The 16,397-nt window shown below is 47.7% G+C and carries 19 protein-coding genes; 1 reads left to right on the top strand and 18 read right to left on the bottom strand.

Features of this window, described 5'->3' with window-relative positions; all coding sequences use genetic code 11:
* Positions 1–70: 70 nt before the first annotated feature.
* From Q1A18_RS06040 to Q1A18_RS05965, 16 genes are all read right to left on the bottom strand, one after another.
* On the bottom strand, positions 71–985 hold the full coding sequence (locus tag Q1A18_RS06040) for a relaxase/mobilization nuclease domain-containing protein (protein ID WP_299578029.1): 915 nt from the start codon (positions 983–985) through the stop codon (positions 71–73).
* Positions 986–1,008: 23 nt separating this feature from the next.
* Positions 1,009–1,377 (bottom strand): plasmid mobilization relaxosome protein MobC, encoded by a 369-nt coding sequence (mobC, locus tag Q1A18_RS06035; RefSeq protein ID WP_299578028.1) that lies wholly within the window; start codon positions 1,375–1,377, stop codon positions 1,009–1,011.
* A 247-nt stretch (positions 1,378–1,624) separates the two neighbouring features.
* Positions 1,625–2,302 carry a DUF3945 domain-containing protein gene (locus Q1A18_RS06030; RefSeq protein WP_299578027.1) on the bottom strand — a complete coding sequence of 226 codons (678 nt, stop codon included), beginning with the start codon at positions 2,300–2,302 and terminating at the stop codon, positions 1,625–1,627.
* A gap of 23 nt (positions 2,303–2,325) precedes the next feature.
* Positions 2,326–2,841, bottom strand: a complete 516-nt coding sequence (locus Q1A18_RS06025; protein WP_299578026.1) for a PH domain-containing protein — start codon at positions 2,839–2,841, stop codon at positions 2,326–2,328.
* Between the two features lie 22 nt (positions 2,842–2,863).
* Positions 2,864–4,807 (bottom strand): YWFCY domain-containing protein, encoded by a 1,944-nt coding sequence (locus Q1A18_RS06020; RefSeq protein WP_299578025.1) that lies wholly within the window; start codon positions 4,805–4,807, stop codon positions 2,864–2,866.
* Positions 4,808–4,865: 58 nt separating this feature from the next.
* A complete protein-coding gene (locus Q1A18_RS06015) occupies positions 4,866–5,675 on the bottom strand; it encodes a DUF4138 domain-containing protein (protein ID WP_299578024.1) in 810 nt (269 codons plus the stop codon).
* Between the two features lie 8 nt (positions 5,676–5,683).
* Entirely contained in the window at positions 5,684–6,877 is a 1,194-nt protein-coding gene (traM, locus tag Q1A18_RS06010; RefSeq protein ID WP_299578023.1) for a conjugative transposon protein TraM, read from the bottom strand.
* Positions 6,852–7,211 carry a hypothetical protein gene (locus Q1A18_RS06005; RefSeq protein ID WP_299578022.1) on the bottom strand — a complete coding sequence of 120 codons (360 nt, stop codon included), beginning with the start codon at positions 7,209–7,211 and terminating at the stop codon, positions 6,852–6,854. Before Q1A18_RS06005 ends, traM begins: the two co-directional genes overlap by 26 nt.
* A 19-nt stretch (positions 7,212–7,230) precedes the next feature.
* On the bottom strand, positions 7,231–7,857 hold the full coding sequence (traK, locus tag Q1A18_RS06000; protein ID WP_299578021.1) for a conjugative transposon protein TraK: 627 nt from the start codon (positions 7,855–7,857) through the stop codon (positions 7,231–7,233).
* Between the two features lie 42 nt (positions 7,858–7,899).
* A complete protein-coding gene (locus Q1A18_RS05995) occupies positions 7,900–8,850 on the bottom strand; it encodes a hypothetical protein (protein WP_299578020.1) in 951 nt (316 codons plus the stop codon).
* Positions 8,851–8,872: 22 nt separating this feature from the next.
* Entirely contained in the window at positions 8,873–9,586 is a 714-nt protein-coding gene (locus Q1A18_RS05990) for a hypothetical protein (RefSeq protein ID WP_299578019.1), read from the bottom strand.
* 52 nt (positions 9,587–9,638) lie between these two features.
* A complete protein-coding gene (locus tag Q1A18_RS05985; RefSeq protein ID WP_299578018.1) occupies positions 9,639–10,307 on the bottom strand; it encodes a hypothetical protein in 669 nt (222 codons plus the stop codon).
* Positions 10,297–12,771, bottom strand: a complete 2,475-nt coding sequence (locus Q1A18_RS05980; protein ID WP_299578017.1) for a TraG family conjugative transposon ATPase — start codon at positions 12,769–12,771, stop codon at positions 10,297–10,299. The genes Q1A18_RS05985 and Q1A18_RS05980 overlap by 11 nt, the downstream gene beginning before the upstream one ends.
* Entirely contained in the window at positions 12,735–13,058 is a 324-nt protein-coding gene (locus Q1A18_RS05975; protein ID WP_299578016.1) for a DUF4133 domain-containing protein, read from the bottom strand. Before Q1A18_RS05975 ends, Q1A18_RS05980 begins: the two co-directional genes overlap by 37 nt.
* A complete protein-coding gene (locus Q1A18_RS05970) occupies positions 13,058–13,372 on the bottom strand; it encodes a DUF4134 domain-containing protein (protein ID WP_299578015.1) in 315 nt (104 codons plus the stop codon). The genes Q1A18_RS05975 and Q1A18_RS05970 overlap by 1 nt, the downstream gene beginning before the upstream one ends.
* Before the next feature lie 21 nt (positions 13,373–13,393).
* Entirely contained in the window at positions 13,394–13,756 is a 363-nt protein-coding gene (locus Q1A18_RS05965; RefSeq protein ID WP_299578014.1) for a hypothetical protein, read from the bottom strand.
* A gap of 242 nt (positions 13,757–13,998) precedes the next feature.
* Here Q1A18_RS05965 and Q1A18_RS05960 point away from each other — a divergent pair, with 242 nt between their 5' ends.
* On the top strand, positions 13,999–14,151 hold the full coding sequence (locus Q1A18_RS05960) for a hypothetical protein (RefSeq protein ID WP_299578013.1): 153 nt from the start codon (positions 13,999–14,001) through the stop codon (positions 14,149–14,151).
* Positions 14,152–14,670: 519 nt separating this feature from the next.
* Here Q1A18_RS05960 and Q1A18_RS05955 read toward each other — a convergent pair.
* Entirely contained in the window at positions 14,671–15,396 is a 726-nt protein-coding gene (locus tag Q1A18_RS05955; protein ID WP_299578012.1) for an ATPase, read from the bottom strand.
* Complete coding sequence (locus Q1A18_RS05950) at positions 15,320–16,372, bottom strand: hypothetical protein (RefSeq protein ID WP_299578011.1); 1,053 nt, start codon at positions 16,370–16,372, stop codon at positions 15,320–15,322. Before Q1A18_RS05950 ends, Q1A18_RS05955 begins: the two co-directional genes overlap by 77 nt.
* Between the last annotated feature and the right edge of the window lie 25 nt (positions 16,373–16,397).

Genomic DNA, 16,397 nt, shown 5'->3' with positions numbered 1-16,397 from the left:
ACAATAAAATTGATCATTATATGCTTTAAAATATAGAATCTGCTGAGGGCTAAATCGTCTGACTAGCGTTCTAATGCCGTTTTCCTTTCTTTCTTCCAATCTTATTCTTTCGCTTGCGCCCTGCTTGGTCTCGCCTTGTCGAAGACTCCTCCAGCTGGTAAACCAAGGCTTTCAACAACTCACGTTTAAAATGATCCGGGAGCCGGGGTTCACGATACCGGTTTTCCACTGGAGCATGCCTGTATGTTTGACCACTAAAAAACCTCGGCCTTTCCTCAAAATCACTCATCCGAACCGGATACCGGATGGGATTTCCATTCTCATCGGTGACAAAAACCAGGTGCCCCCTACCCGCTCTTCTGATCTCCACCTGGAACAACTCAAGCGCCTGTTCATACAGTTCTTTGGAAGTGATAAACTCCATCCGGTTGAGCTGAGAAAACAAACTCTCCAGGTTTTGCTTCAGATTTCTGCTCGAACTGGAAAAGCGATAGTTGAGTTTCTCTGGTTGATCATCTTTGCTAAGCCCATATTTCTGCTCCAGTGACTTAATAAATCGCTGTGTCTTTTCCTTCTCGTAGCTGTCTTTGATCTTCTTGCCGGTATCACAATCAATACGCGTGGAGACAATATGAAAATGCACGCGCTCCAAATCGGCATGCTTATAAACTAGGTAGGGCTGGTTCCCGTAGCCCAGATGTTCCATTAGCTTGCCAATCTCATTTCTGATACCGGCATCGCCCAGAAGAACCAAATCGCTGACTGTCGGATTCACTGATATATGTAGCCCCGGCTTCTTAACACGGGTATTCCGATCCTCAATCTCCTGAAATATCTTATACCGATCGTTCTTATCTCCCAGAAATGGATTTACCACAGGCAAATTCTGACTGTGGTAAAAACACGCTTTTTGCCTTTCGACCTTCCGCTCGTTGTAGAACAAAGCGTTTTTAGTACTGCAGGCCTGGTGGATCTTAATAACCATACTTACTCCTTCCCTTTTTGAAATTACCGCAAATGCTTTTGCAGGATAAGTAGACAATCGCGCATTTGATCAAAAGCCTGCCTTAACAAATGCCTGTCCTGATCACTCATTCTGTAACCAGAGAAAGAATTCATGCGCTTAGAAAGCTGGTTCAGGTTGACCCCAATCTTGTTTAGCTCAAAGTCCAGGCTTTTCAACTGCTCGGTAGTCTCAGCATCCAGGGAAATCTGTTTTCGGTCCACAGTCCTGAAAATTCGGCTCCGCATATAGTCACTTCGGCAAGCATACTTTCCCCGTTTAACCCAGGAATCAAGCCGAAGCTTTTCTTCCGGAGTCATTAATAGTTTAACGACAATCGTCCGTTTCTCTTTATCTATCAATCTGGGTCGCATCGATTATCAATTGGTAACTTCTTGCTTTTTGAGAGGGGAATGCATGATGCCTTTGGGGAATGTCTCCCGACAGCGTCGGGTTCAGGATGAAAGGTTTTTATGGCCATAAAAACACATCTTGCATTCCCCTCTTTCTATCAAGATTTCCCTTCTGAATTTCTTCTTCGTTTCATCGCTGAACGAGGCAAAAGAAAGGGAAACCTGACTTCAGAATTTCCCCTTCCCTGAAAACGAGACTGACTAACGATTAACTCACTTTTTGTTGGGTTCCTTTGCTTTTCTCAGCCTTTTGCTCCGGACTTTGCTCCTGCTTTTCACTTTTAAAATCTTTAAAACTGATATTCCGGCCGGCAGCATCCACCTGAAGTGTTGCTCCAAACTTTTTGTCGTTTTTACCGGTCATCCCGGCAATGGTCACCTTCTGCCCTGCGGCAAGCTTTTCCTTTTGATCCGCTGTTAGGCTCACCCCTTTGATTTTATCCGGGATCTGGATATAGCGGGTCTTCAAGGCAATCAACTCATTGGTCTTGCTGTCAATTCCGAGGTAGTAGGTATCCTTTTGCCCATTTTTACTGGTTAGCTCAACGGTCTTTCCCAGGTTCTTGTCATTCAGCAACGCCCCCTTTTCGTCCTTGCTGAACTTGTGCCCCAGGTATTCATCAGGGATATGAAGCCGTTGAATGGGATGGACTCTCACATCAACGTTCCCATCCTGATCTTGTCTCAGGCGAATCTTAGCCGGAATCTTATAATCCTGGTCATTGATCCGGGCCTTGATGGTGTAAAGTTTTTCGGAACGGAATCCGTTCAAAAAATCGTTCAGTTCGCGTTTCTCCATCCGGTCCACAAAACTGCGGTCAATTCCGGCTTTTTCCAGTTTGTCGAAGGGGATATCTTCCACCTTCATGCGTGTGTTTTGTTCCATAATCTCTAATTTTTAAAGGGTTATTAATCAACTTCGAAAACATGTTTTTCCCTGCGATTCTGTTCTACCAAATCGCGAAGGGTTTTGTAGATCGTTCGCGGATTCCGGATTGCTGCCATTTTTAATACCGGAGTGGTTTTATCCGAGGTATAAATAAGCAGGTTGCCCAGACCAAAAATCCGGTAGATCAAAGGCCTTTGAACTTGAAAATCCTTTACCCGGTAAAGCTCGATGTATTCGTGTTTCCGGCTCAGAATACCCGAGTGAAACTGCAGTTCTTCGGCTGTAATTTCATAACGGATACTCTGTATCCGGAGCATGTGATAGACTAAGTTTGCGCCAGTGACGATTCCCCAAAAAACCAGCATCCAAAGCATCGGATCTTCCATATTTTCCGGGATAAACCTTACCAGCAGATGCCTATCAATAAGATCATTCAACAATAAAAGCGCCGGTACCGGAATCAATACCAGTAAAAAGTTCCCCAGGTTAAGCAATTGAGAGGGCCGGCATGTAAGGTAGCTTGCATGTTCAATCATAGGAAGTCTTTTTTTCGTGTGTTTATACTTGAGCCTTTTTAGGCCCCATCTGCTTCTGATTAACCATCAAGCGGATATCGTTCTGAATCCGAATCCGGTTTCGTTCCAGTACCTCCGGGATGTTATCAAAGCTGTAACAATCAGGAATGGGCACATAACGGGCCGCTTCACGCTGCCAGGCATTGACATCTACCCGAATCAGTCCGTTGAAATTTCGTTGGGACACGGTCTCTCCAAAATTATCGGCCACTTGCCCGGCCATCCAGCCTTGGGGCAAGGTGGCGATTTTGCCTTCCGGCATCAGGTAGTCCAGCTGGGTTGAAAAGGTCGAAGACTGGGTATTCCGGTTAATGTTGATGGCTTGGCGTTCCTGCAAAATCTTGCCCATCCGGTTTTGGATAAACCGGGCCGTTTCACCGGCTGCCTGCCCCGAAAACACGTTGCCAATGTTGCTGGTAATCGCATTGGCCTGCTCTTTCCCGTAATCCCGAATCAACTGGTCGATGGTCTGAACGCCCAACAGGGTCGCAATCCGGTTGGCCCGGGCCGTGGCAACCAGCGTGTCCAGCCCCCGAAAGTATAGGGTTGGCAGCTCATCAAAGATCAGGGATGAAGGGTGCTGCCCTTTTCGGTTTATGATTTTCAGCATCCTCGTGATAAACAGGGAAAGAACGGCCCCGTACATTTCCACACGCAATGGATTATTGGCCAGGCACAGGATTTTAGGAGCCAGTGGGTGATTGATATCCAGCGAAAAGTCATTCCCGGAGCAGATCCAGTAAATCTCCGGACTAATGATTTTGGAAATGGCAATTTTCAAACTTCCCAGCTGCCCTTCCAGTTGTTCATTAGCCCCGCGTTTGTGAGCATTGATAAAAGGGTTGATGATATTGGCTACATCGTTTTCCTGTTCCAGGACGGCAAACAGCTCATCGTAATCCAATTGCAACAATTCAATGGCATGCGGCAGGGTGCAGAACTCCCCTTGCCGGTATTTTTTCAAAAACCAAATCACCGCAGCAAAAAAGGACACGGCACTTTCCGAGAAAAATTCCCCCTGTTTACGGATCCATTCCCGGTTCAGGTTATACAGCACCGTGCGGGAGGATTCAAAGGCATCGACAGGGCTTTCCATGAGCTCCGGAGCCAAGGGATTACAGCGAAAGGATTTTCGAATATCCTCAAAGTTGATGACATAGAAGCGGGCGGAGCCTGGAAGACTCCCGCTTTTTTGGGCTTTCAGAAAATGGTTATAGGCGACCTCTGAAAGATCAGCATATTTAAAGTCGTACACACACATCGAAAAGCCTTTCGCCAGATGCTGACGAATAAAGGGCAAAACAACCGAGAAGGATTTGCCGGAACCGGGAGTGCCAATCACCATCGTGGCCCGGAAGGGATTCACAATGTTGATCCATCCCGAATGTTCTTTGCCTTTATACAGGTAAGTGGAGCGCAGGTTCACCGAATATTCGTTCTCCCGCAAAGTTTCTTCCTGTGGAAAGCTCTCGTTCTCGATGTTAAAGCGATCTTTCATCAGGTTCACATTAATTAGCTTGGAGATGTTATCAAAGCCTATATTCAGCAGTACAAAGCCGGCGAAGCTCAGTCCCATATAAGTCAACGGGTACCAATCCCAAAAGAGTAAACTTCCCCAGTAAACAAGGAGTCCGAACACCACCTGACGGACAACAACAGGTACTACCAGTTCCCGATCCTTGTGTGCTTTGGTTCCAATGCAGGTGATGGCCAGAAAGACCAGGCATACCAGTTTAGACAGCTGCACATCCGACAGAAATTGCAGGCCTTGCAGCTTTTCCAGCAAAGGAGAAAACTCCGGGATTACCAGCCCCTGCCGGGTGAAGTAACCGATACTCCCCACGTACAAAGACAAGATCAGTAACAGGTAGCTGAAAAAGCGGAATCCCTCGTGCAGTTTGACCAGGTCGTGTGGCTCATGATTCATTGTTGGAAGATTGGAATGTTGAAGAATGAGAAGATTAGAGTATTCAGATGACAAGAGATTAGAGTTTACGCGCCTGAAGAATATCCTTATTTTTAAGCTCAAGACTGAGTTTTCGTCCGGTATTGCCCAGTGCGTTCTCGTTCAGTTCAACTAGAAGGATGCGCTGGTTGGGGATAGTCATCTTTTCAAAGACAAACACTTCCCGAACCGTGGTGTAGCCCGGAATACGACTGATCTTATTTCGGATGTAATCCGGCGTAATCAGGTATTCCTGCACGTTGGTTGCTTTTACCTGGCGTTTATCGGTAATCCAGAAATGAGCACTCTCCACATCGTAGGCCATGGGAGTCCGGTTTCGAATTTCCAACTCCAAAAACAGAACATCATCATGCAGGTGTATGGAGTTTAGTCGAAGACGAATCCCCTCCCTTTGAACCTTTCGGTTCCGGTAGTTCTTCCGGTGCTTATCCAAAACCTGATCACACAAGTTCCTCAGCACACCATCGGGTAGCAGCTTGCCACTAAAAGTTTGGGCATCTTCAGCATGAAAAGACTCGGCCTGGTAGATAATAGGTGCCTCATTTCCGTAGCCAAGCTCGAACGCATAAATCCGGCCGGCACAAACCACCGTCAAAGACACCGGCTTCTCAAAGGCCTGGCTCGCTTTCATGCGTACCAGGTTAGAAAGTTCCGGCACGACTTCCGCCTGTACCAGGGAATAATCGCCTGCCTGCACATAGTCCACCTGTTCAGGAAAAACCAGATGGCTTGTCTTGGTATCGGATAGCTGAATAAAATTGGTCGTGGTTTGAGCGCTCGCCGCCAAGTACAGCGAGATGCCAAGGATAAGAATAACTAATGCTTTCATAAGGGTTTCTATTTGGGTTGATTGATTAAATAAACCAGGGTATTTTTCTTGATGGTGACCTTTCTGAGCCTGACCATCCGCAGCAGGGAGCGTGCGGTCCGGTCAGCTGCCTGAACACCGGCATAGCTTAAGGGGTTTCCCGTCATCCCAAACATGGAAGAGGTGTTGGTTGAGCTGCCTACTTCTTTCGCTACTTTCCGTGCAGCATTGTCCGGCACATACAGCCCGGCCAGTCCATCCAGATCATAAATACTAAGGTCAACCGGGATAAACGCTCCCTGATGCGGAAGCTGATGGACCGTGATGCGAAGCCGTTCATTGGCAACTTCACAAATTCCGTAGATAAAGGTACCTGCCGGGATCGTGATTCCCCCGACTGAAGCCTCTTCCAGCAGTCGCAGTTTAATGCGATTGCCAGTCAGTACTGTGCTTGTTTCGTACACCTCAGCTTTCAATAAGGTGGTCGGGGCCTCAGCAGGCTTAAATGCAGAACGCTGCCCTTTTTCAAGGGTAAACGATCGGGAGCGTTCGGCTTCCAGCTTCTCCCGAAAAGCATTGGCTTCCTTCAGGGAGCTTTTCAGGGAGTCATTTTGCCGGGCCAATTGCTGGGCCTGTCGAAAAACACGGTCTAACTCTTCGATTCCGCTTGCTGGAAAGGCTTGATCTGCTGGCTTAGCCTTATTTACAACATTCTCCTTTTCAACCGACTTTACCGGGCGTTTTTCCTCTGACACCCTGACTTTGGGGTTTGATTGTTTGGGTTGACCGGCTTCCAGCTCACGGCGTATTTCTCGCTCCCGACGCTGGATGTGGCGTAACAAGTTATCAGGATCAGTGGAACGTGCTCCCTGCTCTGCCACGACTGCTGACTCATTCCCCTTTCCCGACGCTTCCTCTGTGGTACTGCGATCTGACAAGTCGTTTTCTTCTTCAAAGGAATCTTCAAACAGACCGTAATCCTGGCTTAGGATGATTTCACCGGTCTGTTGACTTACCGCTGTTTTATCCAGGATCTCCAGGCTGTAGTCGGCATCAGGAAGGTCATAATTGGCCCCTTGAAGGCTGTCTTGCCGTGTCTGACTCTGGTCTTTTCCCTTGGGGTTTTCCCCTCCGCCAAGAATGTAAAAAATCAGCACAAGAAAGGGAACCATCACCAGGGGCAGGAACAATAAGGGTTTATTTCGTTTCAGGTATGCTCTCATGGATATGTTGTTTTAAAAGGTTTTCAAAGGAATCCACCGGCAGCTCAAAACCGGGGATGGCTGCTTGCCCGGAGTTTTCTGGTTCACTGGGAAAGAACTGCTCTTTAGTTCCAATCTTCTCATGGGAAAAGTTCGGGAAGGGAATCAGGAAAGAGGCCAGGAAAAGCAGGAACAGAATGGAAAGAACAAGCATCCATTTGCTTCTTCGCTTTTGGGGATCGAGCTTCCGGTCCTGGCTGTCCAGCTGGTTGATGATTCGCGTAAAACGGCTCACGTCCTGAAAGCTTGGCGTTTCCGGCTTTTGCCTTTTAGTTGATGAATAAAATCGAGTCACTTGTTCCGGGTTTTAAGGGTTAAAAAGATTTGCGCTTGTGGGTTTCCAGATCCCGATTATCGGTAATCAGCCAGTTCTCAATTAGAAAACCGTGTGGGTTATGGTCTGTGCGGGAGGTGTTACGAAGCTGCCCGGTGGTTAGCAGCTTACGCAGGGTGATGGTTGACTTCCGGACGATCCGTTGCTTCCCGAAATACCGAAACCGATAGGGATAAGCCGAAAAATCGATCTGCACCGAGTCCGTCTGCAGGGTCATGCTGATGTTTGAGGCAATAACCTGGTTATAGACATTGTTTTCCTTGTAGGAACGGTGTTGCTTCATGGCCGAACCATCCGCCAGGTGGAGAGCTTCCCGCGTGTTGTTCTCGATGTACTGCTTGTCGGGCTCCATGGTGAAAAATAGTTCATGGAAGCGCTTCACATGATCGCGGGCCTCAGCCGGACGGTTCTCAGAGATATCTTCCCGAAGCGCCAGCAGCAGCGATTTCCCGTTATCCAGCACGTAGATCTTCTCCCGGGAATGTTCCACCAGCTTGAGCGAGCGGACAAAAACAAAGGAGCTAAAACCCGTTAACACCAGGCTGACTGCCAGCAGGACATAGACGGTAAACCGAAACTTGCGTTGGATATCAAAAATCTTTTTCATGGACAAATGGTATTTAATATTGACTTTTTAAGTTACTGCCTGTTATTTCAGGGCTCCTTTGGTGATGGCCATCACTGCTGCGGTGCGTATCAGTCGGCCGCCGCCGGTATTGGTTCCGGAAGCGCTGATGATCCAGGAGGCAATTTTGGGAACCATCATCAGCCCGACAATGCCACAGACCGGCACTACCAGGTTGGAGACATAATACAGCGACGGCGTATAGATCAGGGAGCTTTGGATCTGAGCAATTTCAGCTTCCAGCACAAAGATCAGCACCTCCTGCACCAGCGACAGGATGATCAAGGCAATGGGCAGGTAAAGGTTCACATTGATAAAGCGGGCAATCCAGCTCAGGTAGTTTTCCTGGAATCCATCAAAGATGGAGATGGCAAAAACCAGGGGACCAAAGACCACCAAAAGCACGCAAAAGATGGTCCGAAGAAAAGCAACCAGGTAGATCAGCACCTCAAACAAGGCCTCCAGCAGTTGACGGATTCCGTCCATCAGGTAAAAGTTAATCTGGTGCCGCAGTGCCCTCCCTGAAATGATGTTATAAGTGGTCAGAAGCATGTTGATGCCCTTGTCCCAGAGCATCGCTTCCTTCTCTTCATTCTCCTGAAAGGCTGGCAGGTCAGCATACAGAATGGCCTCCTGCTTTTGTTCCAGACGCTCGGCTACCAGGTGTTTTTTATCGGCATAGATGGCCTCCGACAATCTGGTTAATCCATTGGTAGGTACCATCAGCAGCTGAACAAACGGTCCCCAGAAGCTAATCACCAGCACCAGGGCAAAAGGCCTGAGCAAAGGCAGGATTGAAATGGGATTGTCGGCAATCAGCTGCTCATAGATCCGTTTGGAGATGTAAAAAAAGGCCGCAATACCACCAATGGCGCGCGCCATATTGACCAGCAGCCGGGCATTGTCCAGCCCTCCCCGGATCAGCACCTCTGTAAAAGAGAAGAAGTCATTGGTGCTTATTACCTGTAATAGCATTATCTTCATTTTTAACAGTTATCTATTGAATCATAAAGGCAAAGGATCTCTGACCAGACTGTGCATAAGCCTGGTAATAATGCACCTTTCGGTAGGCATAGTCCGCATCACCGGTCTGGCGGCTAAGTTCACGGCGGATTTTAGAAAAGGCTTCCAGTTTTTGACCGTGATCCGTTTGCAGCAGGTTGACCGAGATGAAGCGGACCAGCAGGCCATCTGCATCCTTTTCCAGTAGTTGTTTCATCCAATGGCAGTCTTCCAGCTTGTCCAGCCGGTTAATACTTTGATACAGGCGGATAAAAGCACCAGCAAGGTCATACACATCCGGCAATTGGTCTGAGCGGGTATCAAAAAGAAGCTTTTCGATCTCCTTTTGTTCCTGCGTATAATCTTTAATCCGGGCAGTTTCCTGATACCGGCCTTTCATCTGCCCCTTTTCAATCAGGCGGGAAACCAGTTTCAAAAAATTGATTCGAAGCATATCGGCATAGCCGCCGGCATCAGAAACGGGCAAAGCACCAAGCTCCACATAGTAGTGTGTCGGCCAGCTCCGGACAAAAAAATGAGGTGTAGGGATTAACCAGCCTTTAAAAGCAACAAAGCTCAGAGGGTAAGTACCGTTCATTTCCGGATAGTATCCGTGCCAGGGCTTGACATTCAATAGCTGGGCGTGGGACTTTCGCTCCCCAAGAAGCACTAAGAGAAGCAGTAGCAGGACCCAATACGTTGTTTTCATGACTGTTGGTTTAAGCATCATTTTCTGTTTTTGGATTATCATCGACCGACCATCAATTGTACAGGGAGTAGTAAAAGGCAAAGCTTTTCAGTTGACCGGACTCAAAGCTCTTCTGGTAAGAAGCATACAACAGCTTGTTGTACAAATAGCAGATCGTTCCGTAATGTTTGCGGACATCCTCATAAATGCCATTGATCGTGTCATAACGCTGTTTATCATCCATTAAAAAAAGATCGTCCTTCACGATGGCATTCAAAACGGTGGTAATCAGCAGGCGGCTGTCATCCAGTATCAGGTCAAAGGATTGCACGATAGCTTCAGCCTGGCGCGGCGAAAAATTCTCATCCTCCACCAGCAGGGGAAGCTTTTCGGTATACACCTGGATGATTTTATCCAGCATGTCCTTGGTTTCCTTCACCCGCTTGTAGTCTTTGATCAGAGAAGATACTTTCTGCAGGCTTTCCAGCATCTGCTGGTCAATGCCTAACAGCTCACCGGTCAATCCCTTGATATCTCCGTTCAGGACTTTGATCAGGATGTTGTACCAGTTGATTTCGGATAGAATTCCCTTTTCCTGATCCCAAAGGGCTTCACGTTGGATCCCGGCTCCCACATCGGTTACCGGGGCCTGAGCTCGTGCATTGTCAACTGTCAGGCAGTGCGTTAACATCAGCACAACCAAGGCTAAAAACAGGGATTTCACATTGTAGTTAAAGTTCATGACAAATGGATTTTAAGGTTTCTAAAAAGCAAGTACCAGCCCCTCGGGAAAGGCTGTTCAGCACCTCCTCCTTTTCACGTTGCTCAGAGGTATAGCAATAGTATTCCGGTCGGCTGACTTCCAGGGCATAGACCTGCGAGTAACTGCCCAGACCGATAAATACTTCCTTCAGCTTGCGCCCTGCAGGCAGGTTCCGGTTGATCGACAGGATTTGTTCTTTCTGAAACTCCGACAATCCCAGTGTTTTACTGATACTGTCAAACTTATTGCGGAACTTACTCATGTCTAACAGAATGCGGGTATCTGCATTATTGATCACCGCATCACGAATCACCGGAGAAGAGATCACATCGTCCACCTCCTGGGTAACCACCATCGCCTCTCCAAAAAATTTCCGGATGGTTTTAAAGAAATATTTGATGTACGAAGCCATTTGCGGGGTGGCAATGGCCTTCCAGGCTTCTTCAATGCAGATGACTTTGCGCACGCCTTTCAGCCGCCGCATCTTCTGCAGAAAGATATCGATGATAATCAGGGTAGCTACCGGAAAGATCACCGCATGGTCTTTGATCGCATCAAGCTCGAATACCAGAAACGGACAACGGAAAAATTCATCGGTATTCATGGGCCGGTTCAGCAAATAGTCGTACTCCCCTCCCCGGTAAAATTTCGAAAGCAGAAAGAAGAATTCGTTGACATTGAACCGAAGGGCTTGTTCTTTCACCAGCTGAGGGATAAAATCCCGGCAAAACTCATAATACCCGTTAAAGGAGCGTTCGCTTACCCGATCGGAATCAAAAAAGGCCGTGACTGAATGGGCAATCACATCTTTCTCCATTTCCGACAGGTTTTCTTTGTAAATCGTGTAGATCACCGACAGGATGGTCTGTTTGTGCTCAATATCAGGTTGTCCATCCAGCATAAAAGGATTAAACGAAATGGGGTTCTCTGCGGTGAACTCCACCATCATAGCTCCTCCCCGGGCTTTGAGCCGTTCATCCAGGTAGCGGGTCAGCAGCTCATAGCTTCGTCCCACATCCAGCAAAACAATGTGGCAGTTTTCGCTTTCAGCATATTGACGCAGCAAATGGTTGGTGAAAAACGATTTCCCGGAACCTGATCCACCAATGATGATTTTGTTACGGTTATGAATCAGGTGGCGCTGCATGGGCTCATCCGAGATGTCAATATCCACCGGGCAGCCTTCCAGCCGATCAGACAGGCAGATGGTAAAAGCTGAGCTGCTGTTTTGGATTTCACCTTCAAAGCTGGTCAAACAGCAGGCCTGGGGCACCTGGGTAATGAACAGCTCCGTTTCAGGAAGCTGGGTGGAATATGGCACACAGGCAAAGAATAACAGTGGTAAATCATGGCTGTGCCGGTAGGGAAAACAGTTCATCAGAGAAAAGGCTGAGGCCGCTTCACTTTTATGCTGTTTCAGCTGCTTCAGAGACGCATCGAACAACATTAGGTTAAAATGTGTTTTCACAACCTTCTCTCCCGAGCTTTGCGTTTGATCCAGGAAAGATTCAATCAAGCCGGCATTGACCTTATTCTCCGAGGAGAATTTAGACAGGCTAAAAATCTTTTTGTAGCTACTTTCCAGGTAAGCTTTGATCTCCTGCTGCTCGGGCAGGTAGATGAACTGGTTGGTGATGTGTGAAAATGGCAGGTGAAAGCTCACCGGATACACCATCGACACCGGCAGGCCGGTTTGCGGATGCGATGTCCAGGGGCGCAGCTCACCCGGGATATGGGAATAATCGCTCAAACTCAGGATCTCCACAAACTGATCCATCACCTTCAGCCGGTCACGAAAGTCAATTCCACCCAGCACCGGATGGTCATCGGTAAAGTTCAGACTTAAAAAACGCTCAATTAAGCCCAGTCGGTTTTCATCTCCGCTTGCTTCAGTAAGGGTAAGAGGCTGGCAACCGATTCCGTTTTGGGTAAAAACAGCCGTCAGGTTGCTTTTCAGTTCCATAATCCTGTCAAAGCGCAGGTTCTCCAGCTTATGCTCCCGGCGCGATAAGATCAAAGCCGACTCCAGGTAGTTTTTTAAAAGGCCCCGGTTCAGCAGGCTGATATACAGGAAACATTCGTGGCTCAAAGACTGGCGCCCTTTGAAGTGGCGAAGGTAGCTGGCATTTAAACTGCCGGTATCATGCCCCCGGCTGAAAGCGATCTTTTCCTGTGGGTTAAACGATCGAACCAAAAACAGGTCTTGTTTATGTACCAGGCTTCCCGAGGGCAGCATGTTAATCATACGCTGGAAGGTATCGTGTAGCCGGTACAGCTTTTCCCGGCTACAGGACAGTACTTCGGGTAGCTCCAGCCGAAAGCCAAGGGTCAGATCCAGGTTGTTACTGAGCAGGATATCTTCCTTAAATCCCAGTATGGGGAGCATTTTTTCAAGCTTGTTGATTTTCATGGCTTCAGGGGCTGTAGGGTTTGATGCGCGCACTTGATCCTTCGTTTACAACTGATAAACTGAGGCAGCTTCCGGGCCGTCCGTTTTTTATCCCAGCCTTCCGGTCCATATTTTGCCTGAATCTTATGCAGCCGGTAGAGATAAGTAAAGAACATCGGGACAACCAGCAGCACAGCCGGAAAAACTCCCCAAAGAATGTAGATTCCAGAGAAGCCGAAAAAGGCTGCCAGTATCCCATAGAGCGCCCGAAAGACCAGGGAGCCGGAAAGCCCCTTGATATACAAACGGGTATCGACTTTTTTGACCGGATAGCTTTTCATCAGGCAAAAAAGGATTTGATAACTACCCCCACCAGAATCAGGAACAGACAGGCACCAAACCAGCCCATGATGGCTTTCTGGGTATCCTGGTCACCACTTTGCCACTTGATATAAACACGCACACCGCCAATCAGGCCAACCACGGCGCCAATGGCAATAATCAGGTTGGAGACCGGATCGACATAAGAGCTGACTTCAGCGGTAGCCTGATCAATTCCGGCAGAGGATTGGGCCAAAACATAAGCACCACGGAGAAAAACAACTGCAAGCACGGGGACTGCCTTGAAAAAGAATCGTTGAACCTTTGTTTTCATGATCGCTAAAATTTTTAAGGGTTATTGTTGATACTGGACTTGTTCCAGAATTGCAGGAAGACGGGAATCGTTGGGGCGGGCAAAGCAGCTGATGGCATAGCCTTCATCCAGGCCAGTCTCCTCGTAAAAGGATACGGGCAGCGCAATAGCCATTTCCAGTGAAAATGGGATCAGTTGTGAAGGAAGATCCAAGGAGCTAACGGCAATCGGCCTTAAATTTTCCGGAGCAAAGCTGGTGGCTTGATCTTCTTCAAAAGGGTGATTCCGCTTGAACCTTGCCTGATGAGCAATAGCCATCAAAATTACCGACAGGTACCAGAGTGCGAGTAGTATCAAAATAAAAGTGCCAAACTGTCCCCAGCTGATTTGATCAATTCCAAACATGTTCTGCGTGTTTTAGAGGTTAAACTTTGGTGAAGTTTGAAAGCGGCAAAAGCACTTTTTCAAATCACCGCAACAAAGGTTGGAAAGCAGGCGCTGACTTTTTGTACAGTCTTTGTCAGGTGGGGTGTTTTATATGGTTAAGCAAAAAACAGGGAGCGCTTTTATTTTCAGGTTCTTTGAATGGTTTTGTTCGTTCCAAGGTTTTTTTTGGGAAATAAACCCGTCTTTAATGGGGTATTTTATTGGATTTTGAATTGCTCACAAACCATTACCTCAAAGAAAGAAAAAAGGCAAAAAAAGAAAGAAAGCCGATTGCTCAGCCGGTCGGGGCAAAAGTGCAAGGCTGGGCCACCAATCCAAAAACAAAAATGTTGAATTGGTTCGGTGAAAAATAATCGGAAAGGTGGGCCACTTGCTCTGGCCTTGCAGTTTGCTCAGCGCAGGACTTCGGGGAGACCGGTTAAATTGGCTTTCCTTTTGGTTTTGGCTGATTGGGAATTTCAAAGGACAAATTATTGAAGTGGGCAGGCTAAAGGCAAGTGTCGCCCGGGCGTGGAGCGAAGCGAAACAAACGGGGCGACTCTTGCCGTGAGGTGCAAACCGGATTCGGAGTGAAGGTGAGCAAAAAAGCGACTGGTTTCGTGCGCGGCAGCGAGCGGATAAAGGAAGCGGTTGAGTGAGCCTGAGCGATGGTTCCGGTGCACGGGAAAACCTTTAAGTTAGGATCATACACTCTAAAAAATCAAGGGATAAAACCTGTTAAAAGCAGAAAGTTGCCTGCGTGTGAGAACAGAGCGGTTCGTCAGGCATTGTCCTGACGCTGCTTGTTGAAACCAGGCAGGCCGCTTTCACTGGCAGCCCGAGGCTTGTTCCCGAAGTGCATAGCAAACGAAGTGAACGGGCCGCAGGGAGTATCATACCCGTTTGTCTTTCGCCGCTTGATCGAAGGCAACCAGGTTAAACATTTCGCGCATCCGGGAACGAATCCGGTTCCCGTAAATGGCTTCCAGTTCCGAGGCCGAAAGGTTGGTTGTCAAATGAGTCAGCATACGTTTGGCAACAAACAGGTCGTAGCGGGCCAACAGGATTTCCGCCATCACATTGCATTCGTTTCCGAAGTGCTTGGGGGTTTGTTCCAGGCCCAGGTCGTCAAAACAGTACACCTTGGGCACGGGCACCCCACCAATCCGAAAATACGATCCCTTGCTGTAATTATTAATCACTGCATACCCGTTCTTTTCAAACTCAAAGCTGATTTCCCGGGTGGGCTTGACCATAAACTGTTTTTCGCGCGGACAAAAATAGCTGATCAGCCTGGCCAGCGAACTCTTTCCGCAGCCAATTGGACCCGAAATCAACAAGCCTTTCCTCAGACTGAGACCCAGTCTTTCTGCATTCTCCTTGTCTCCAATGGCATAGATCAACAGTTTGTAGATCAGGTTCATATCTGCGGGAGCAATGGCAAAATTATCCCCGAATAACATTTTCCCTTTTTCTTCCATCCAGAGCACACTTCTCTGAAAATTGAAATGGAATACCCCACCTTTAAACGCTGCAATTTGCTCATAAGGGCTCTGAATAATCCTTGTCGGTCGTGCTACTGAAGCGGCCTGCGCCGATTTGATTGAATGGTCTTTCATGATTTTTTTGTGTTTGGCTGTTTAACATCCATTTCCGGGCAAGGGCTTGCCAGGAAACAATTCGTTGCGCATTTCCGGTTTTCCATCCCAGGGACAGGTAACGGGAATAAAACTGTTGGGCTTCACTTTTGGGAAATCGATTTTGCTCAAAGAAAAATGACACCTCCGAAAAATCCGGAATTCCGGACTCTTCTTCTGTTTCCAGATTCTTCCCAGGTCTCCAATTTTCCATGTTCACTTTTTCTAGTCGATTTTCACTTCTATGATTTTCGACCCTCTTTTGATTCTCTTCTTGTTTATTCTTGTTTGTATTCTTTATAAGAAGTGTATCACTTGCTGTATCAATTCCGGTATCAGCTTGTATACCGGTAAAATGATCCTGGGGATTGGAGGTATCCTTTGCAGTATCCAATTTGCTACTGGTAATCCTACTACTAGCATCTGTAGTATTGGCTGAAGTATCTTTTTTGATATCGCCTATAATACCAGTCTTTCCTGCGGTATTAACTGATGCATTTCGTGCAGTCTTCGAACTGGTACTGGTATCGTCTGCTGTCTTCCCTGTCGTATCAGTTTTAAGCTTAGTGGCAGAACTGGTATCTCCTGTTGTATCTTTTCCGGTATTCTCTGCAGTCCCAGCGTTGATACTGGTATCAAAATCAGCATCAGCAGGTGAGTCAGTTGTCTGATCAAACCGGATACAACGGACTTCGCTGCCCCGGTGCAGGTTGGAGGATGATTTGTAGTGAATGTAGCCCCAGTCGGTTAGTTCTTTCATGCAGCGGGCATAGGTATTGGCAGAACCAATCCGGGCCTGCTCCATCATCTCCGCCCTAGAAATTACAAACTGGTCTTGAAACCGGCAGGCATTCCATTGCCAAAACAAGGCCAGGTACAGGCTGATGTGGTAGGATGACAGGCGTTTATCCCCGGCCAGCCGCTCAAAGAAACCGTTTAGATGCCGGAGGTAATTCATTACCGTTGCCCCAATCGAATGAGCG

Origin of the sequence: uncultured Sunxiuqinia sp., assembly GCF_947495665.1 — a bacterium.
GTDB classification, from domain to species: Bacteria; Bacteroidota; Bacteroidia; order Bacteroidales; family Prolixibacteraceae; genus Sunxiuqinia; species Sunxiuqinia rutila.
The sequence above is the reverse complement of the archived record's forward strand: the minus strand, read 5'-3'. Positions and strand labels throughout refer to the sequence as shown.

Bases quoted from the DNA above. Each gene is read 5' to 3' on its own strand.
- Q1A18_RS06040 (WP_299578029.1), bottom strand. From the start codon at position 985: ATGGTTATTAAGATCCACCAGGCCTGCAGTACTAAAAACGCTTTGTTC.
- mobC (WP_299578028.1), bottom strand. From the start codon at position 1,377: ATGCGACCCAGATTGATAGATAAAGAGAAACGGACGATTGTCGTTAAA.
- Q1A18_RS06030 (WP_299578027.1), bottom strand. From the start codon at position 2,302: ATGGAACAAAACACACGCATGAAGGTGGAAGATATCCCCTTCGACAAA.
- Q1A18_RS06025 (WP_299578026.1), bottom strand. From the start codon at position 2,841: ATGATTGAACATGCAAGCTACCTTACATGCCGGCCCTCTCAATTGCTT.
- Q1A18_RS06020 (WP_299578025.1), bottom strand. From the start codon at position 4,807: ATGAATCATGAGCCACACGACCTGGTCAAACTGCACGAGGGATTCCGC.
- Q1A18_RS06015 (WP_299578024.1), bottom strand. From the start codon at position 5,675: ATGAAAGCATTAGTTATTCTTATCCTTGGCATCTCGCTGTACTTGGCG.
- traM (WP_299578023.1), bottom strand. From the start codon at position 6,877: ATGAGAGCATACCTGAAACGAAATAAACCCTTATTGTTCCTGCCCCTG.
- traK (WP_299578021.1), bottom strand. From the start codon at position 7,857: ATGAAAAAGATTTTTGATATCCAACGCAAGTTTCGGTTTACCGTCTAT.
- Q1A18_RS05995 (WP_299578020.1), bottom strand. From the start codon at position 8,850: ATGCTATTACAGGTAATAAGCACCAATGACTTCTTCTCTTTTACAGAG.
- Q1A18_RS05990 (WP_299578019.1), bottom strand. From the start codon at position 9,586: ATGAAAACAACGTATTGGGTCCTGCTACTGCTTCTCTTAGTGCTTCTT.
- Q1A18_RS05985 (WP_299578018.1), bottom strand. From the start codon at position 10,307: ATGAACTTTAACTACAATGTGAAATCCCTGTTTTTAGCCTTGGTTGTG.
- Q1A18_RS05975 (WP_299578016.1), bottom strand. From the start codon at position 13,058: ATGAAAAGCTATCCGGTCAAAAAAGTCGATACCCGTTTGTATATCAAG.
- Q1A18_RS05970 (WP_299578015.1), bottom strand. From the start codon at position 13,372: ATGAAAACAAAGGTTCAACGATTCTTTTTCAAGGCAGTCCCCGTGCTT.
- Q1A18_RS05965 (WP_299578014.1), bottom strand. From the start codon at position 13,756: ATGTTTGGAATTGATCAAATCAGCTGGGGACAGTTTGGCACTTTTATT.
- Q1A18_RS05955 (WP_299578012.1), bottom strand. From the start codon at position 15,396: ATGAAAGACCATTCAATCAAATCGGCGCAGGCCGCTTCAGTAGCACGA.
- Q1A18_RS05950 (WP_299578011.1), bottom strand. From the start codon at position 16,372: ATGAATTACCTCCGGCATCTAAACGGTTTCTTTGAGCGGCTGGCCGGG.